Raw genomic sequence first — 4,938 nt, 5'->3', positions numbered from 1 at the left:
TTATTATTATGCCCAATCTCTGTTCGTAAATAATCTGCTGCTTTTTCGTTATCTACATGAGGTGGCAATAACAAACGAAGAAGTCCTATGACAAATTTTTGAGCAAAAGAAATAGGTTCGTTTAAGTCGCGATTACGATTTCCTGTAGTGTTCATTAAAACAAACTTTGTTGGACTTTGCAGATTGTTCGATTTTATGGCAATGCATAAACGACGCGTAGCATCTGTCACTAATTTTCTAGGTTGACCGTAAATACCTTTCCAAGTTATATTATGTCCAAGACAAGAAGCCACTACATTACAATTTTTTACAATTTCACGCATCTCGCTATCACTCAAATCTAATACGCTAGCTGTTATGATTTGAAGGTTCACATTGGTTTTCCATGCTTCTGGTAACTTTTCAGGTGATCTTACAATTACTTTTACCTTATGTTTTTGGATTAGTAGTTGCTCTACTAATTTACGACCTGTTGCTCCACTTGCTCCTACTACTAAAACTGTCATACTGATTTTCATTGATTGATTGATTGATTGATATACCTTTAAGACGATCTAATATTAAAACTGTTACATTATAAATCGCTGTAAATAGTTAAATTATAGGTCGTTATTATTTTTTATAGTTCTTTTGCTTTACGCAAGATTTTAACAATACGACTGTGTGTTATTTGTAACAAATTCCATTGGTAACCTTCAAAATCTGTTGTGCTCATAAATTGAATCACAACTGCATCAATATCTTTATGGTATTCTGCCATACTTTGGTAACCAGGAACCAATCCTCCATGATTAAACTCATAAATTGATGCATAGATTTCCATTTCTCTTTCATTAAGCAATGTGCCATCGTTTAAAGCTCTTAAGAATTTGCCAACATCTTCTGCGGTTGCTATCATACCTTGCTCCACTGTTTTGAAATCGTCATCAAGGCCAACATAATAACCACTCATAACATCATCTAGGTTGACTTCACTAACAGAACCAAAAGTATTTTTAAGTCCAAGTGGAATTAAAATTTCCTTTTTAAAATAGTCTTGACGATTAAGACCTGTAACGTTCTCAATGATTCTAGAAAGCAACAAATAATTGGTGTTAGAATACCCATAATCTTTGTTGGGCTCAAAGTCTGCTGGTAAATCTAGTGCATATTTAAGAGCATCTATATTAGTGTTTGGCTGATTTCTCCAAAAATCTGGATTGTCGGTGAAATTAGGAATACCACTTCGATGTTGGACCATCATTCGCAAAGTGATTTTATCTGCATTTTCAATTCTTCCTACGAGTTCTGGAAAGTAATCAGCGAGCGTTTTATCTAAAGACAAATGATTGTCATTTGCTAATTTGGTGATAGCAACAGCCACATATAATTTGCTTATACTAGCAATTTTGAACAAAGCTTTAGGGTTTGCTGGTGTTTCCTCTTCTTTATTATGATAACCAGCTGCATAAAACGCTGGTGGTTTGCCAGATTCATCTACATATACAATAACACCATCAAATCCATGACTTAAGGATTGATCTACTTGCTCTTGAACGGTATTTGGTAATGGTAATAGCCATGCTTTTACTAAAACCCAAGGCACAAACCATAAGGAAATGATCGTCCCAACAAGTAATACTACCCTGAAAATTTGTTTTCCTTTATTGGTCTTTCGTTTAGTATTTTCCATTATTCTATACTGTTTGTTTTTTAATTAAAGTACAAATATATTTCAGATCTTGATAAAAGTAAATTGTTAATTGCTGAACTGTAACATATTATGGATGAATTGGTTTTTGTACGTTTAATTGGTAATATAATTCACAAGACTATTATTTTATCAGTCTAAACTCGTTATCCACTAAGTTCTCATCCGATCGTGTGCCATAAGGATCAATAGCAATGTAATTAGGTGTTTTGTTGACTATTATTTTAATTTCAGTCTCGTCTTTATTGAACTGATTTGACTCATAAAAAAGCACTGAACTATCGCCTTTCACATAAGCTGGATGCTCTGTAAATACTCCTATTTTAATAGGCTCATCAATTGAAATTTGATTGATTTCACCACTGTTTGAAGTTTCAAAACGTTTAGCCTTTACTTTTACAGTAACTTCATAAGTACCATTTGCTAATGCTTTATATGTACTCTCTTCTATTGCTAAATCATAAGTAATTACTTTTTTAAACCAATCATCTATTAGCCTATGATATTCAGTTGGAGTTTCTTCATAAAAAGCGTCTAATAATTCAATAGAGTGTGCATCTAAGCTAATACTATTACGATGTTTATCCGTTAGGTTTTTTAATACATGATTTACTTGTTTTTCACCTATTAAATCTCTCATCGCCATCATTACTGTAAACGCTTTACCATATGAGATATAGCCTTGGCCATCAACTTTATAAACTGGAGGCTCAATATCTGCTGCATAAGACCGTCCTAAAAAATAGGTTCTTCTAGCAGTATCAATCAATTCGTATACTGCTCTTTTTCCATACATTTTTTCCATAACTACGGCTTCTGTATATTTTGCAAATCCTTCTACAAATATGGAACCACCTGCAATTGGTTTAGCAGATAATGTGTGTCCCCAATATTGATGTGCAACTTCATGAATCGTTCGTTTTGCAACTAAATTAAAGGTTTCTTCTTTACTTACATCAGACAAATACAACCTATCTTCTACCATACTTATAACTCCTGGGTGTGCAAAGCCTCCAAATGGCCAATGTGAAGGAATTTCGGCAATTCTTACATGATCGAAAGCATAAATTCCAAAGTTTTCTTGACAATAATCTAAGGTTTGTTTAGTACTGTTCTCAATGTCTTCAATATTAAAACTATGATTTGCATCGTAATACTGCTCAATTGAAATGCCTTTATAATCTACTTTTTTTGATTCATATTTAGCAGAAAAATAGGCAATCATTGGCATGACTTTGTCTTTAGACTTATAATGATAGTAGTTTCTGTCATTCTCAGACCATTTTTTTACTAAAGTTCCAGAACTTAACGCTGTTTGCTCTTTATCTGTAGAAACAATCGTTTCGAATCTTATTTTTTCGTTTTTAACATCTTTCATTGCAATATGAGAATCCGAATTATTTTCCTTTTCTCTTTCGGGTAAATTTCGTTTTACACGCTCTGCTCTACTTGTAATTTCTAAACTAGAGGTATAACCCATAATAGGTTCAAAATTATTATGAGCAATATAGGTTCCATTTTTAATTATGGCATTATTGTCTTCATAGCCTTTCAATTCATTTATCAATTCATAATTATAACTAATAGAATCATTAGGCTGAATTGGCTTTTTAAATTGAAATAAATACGTTCCATAAACTTCATTATGTTCAATTAAATTTGCGCTTTCTATGTTAATAGATTCTAGCGGAAGTCTTACAGTTACAAAGATTTGTGATAAAGGCTCTTCACTTTTGTTTTTCAGTATATAGTCTGCTTTTACAGTATAACGATTTTCTTCAGGAAAAATAGCAACTTCTGTCTTTCTTGATATAGGATATGGACGCTCTAAACTTTCGTGTGTTTTGAACTTCTTTTCGTACTGTTCTCTAAAATCTAATTGCTCATTTACAGTTTCATAATCTGATACAATATTTACATTGTAAAATATTAAACTTCCAAAGCCTATAAACATTAAGATTAAAAGCGATGTCGTTAATTTCTGAATTTTTGTCCAACCATAGAAGAGTTGTTTTAATTTCACTGAAAAACTAGTAACCACTCCTCTATTCCAAATTTTAAATGACAATACAGATAATAATAAACCTAAAGCCAGCCAATACATTGCTAAATGATTAAATAAGCTTAAACCACCATAAAAACCATTCATATTGTTGTAAGAAATTCTCGGCATAAATCCAATACTAGTCAAAGGATGTTCTAAACCTAAGGCACTAGATTTTGCGCATAACAGTACAATCAATCCAAAGATTCCCATTCCCATATATTTGGTTTTTGCCAGACTGCTAATAAATAAGGCTATCATAGAATAGATAGCTAATTGTAATCCGTAATGATAATATAGAGATGCATAGAGACTAAATTCGAAGTTGGAATACCCTAATGCTACTTGAAATGCAATACACAATAAAATCCCTGTAGTTATTAAAATAACTGGTAATAATAGTAAAGCGAAAAACTTAGATAAAAAGAATACGCTATTCTTTGTTGGAACAGCATCAACAATTAAATTGAAGTTTAAACTACGTTCTTTCCATACAATTTCAGAACTATAAAAAATGATTAAAATTAAACTAAAGATGGTTAATGGATTTACCATTAAATCTATCAGTTGGTTTGTAAATGGATATACACTAACGTCATATTCGCTGCCATTTATTACTGTAGAATATAATTCTGAAAACACAATAAACAACCACATAATTAAAACTGCAATAAATGGTAAGCTTTTAAAAACACTTTTCAATTCTAGTTTTAATAAAGAGAAGAATGCTAATTGTTGTGCTTTAAAGTTATGTATAGTTTGTAATGGTTTATAGGCTATTAATTCCTTATTTCCATTTTTTACTTTTTTCTCTTTCTTTACTTTTTTAGTGATTTTTCTAAAAGAGAATATTCGGTATGTTGCAAATAAAATACCAATAGAAACGCATATCCAAACTAATCTATTCAATAAGAATAATCCAGAAAAAGACAGAAGCTGTGTGTTCTTTTGAAAAGGTGTCCAGAATTGTGTTTGCTCAAAAAATGCAGCAATCCCAAAAGGATCTGCGATAGCTGCAATAGCCATACTCTCTGGTGATGCAGGAACTGCTTGTGCTAATAGAGGTGAATTTAAAAAGAGAGAGCTTACAAAATATAACATGTAAACAAACACTGCACTTACATAAGTTGCTGTACTATTTTTTGTTAGTGTACTTACAGAGAATATTATAGTAGAACAAAAAAAATATTAGGCAAAACGATGT

3 protein-coding genes are annotated in these 4,938 nt (G+C 31.6%); all 3 read right to left on the bottom strand.

Annotation, left to right across the window (positions count from 1 at the left end):
* Nucleotides 1-506: NAD(P)-binding oxidoreductase (locus QZZ53_RS16865; RefSeq protein WP_296386884.1), on the bottom strand; the 506-nt coding region annotated here is incomplete at its 3' end.
* A gap of 113 nt (nucleotides 507-619) precedes the next feature.
* Nucleotides 620-1,672, bottom strand: a complete 1,053-nt coding sequence (locus QZZ53_RS16860) for a serine hydrolase (protein ID WP_296386881.1) — start codon at nucleotides 1,670-1,672, stop codon at nucleotides 620-622.
* A 142-nt stretch (nucleotides 1,673-1,814) separates the two neighbouring features.
* Nucleotides 1,815-4,835, bottom strand: a complete 3,021-nt coding sequence (locus tag QZZ53_RS16855; protein ID WP_296386879.1) for a M1 family aminopeptidase — start codon at nucleotides 4,833-4,835, stop codon at nucleotides 1,815-1,817.
* Nucleotides 4,836-4,938 lie beyond the last annotated feature (103 nt).

It is taken from the genome of Winogradskyella sp., assembly GCF_016744625.1.
GTDB lineage: Bacteria > Bacteroidota > Bacteroidia > Flavobacteriales > Flavobacteriaceae > Winogradskyella.
The sequence above is the reverse complement of the archived record's forward strand: the minus strand, read 5'-3'. Positions and strand labels throughout refer to the sequence as shown.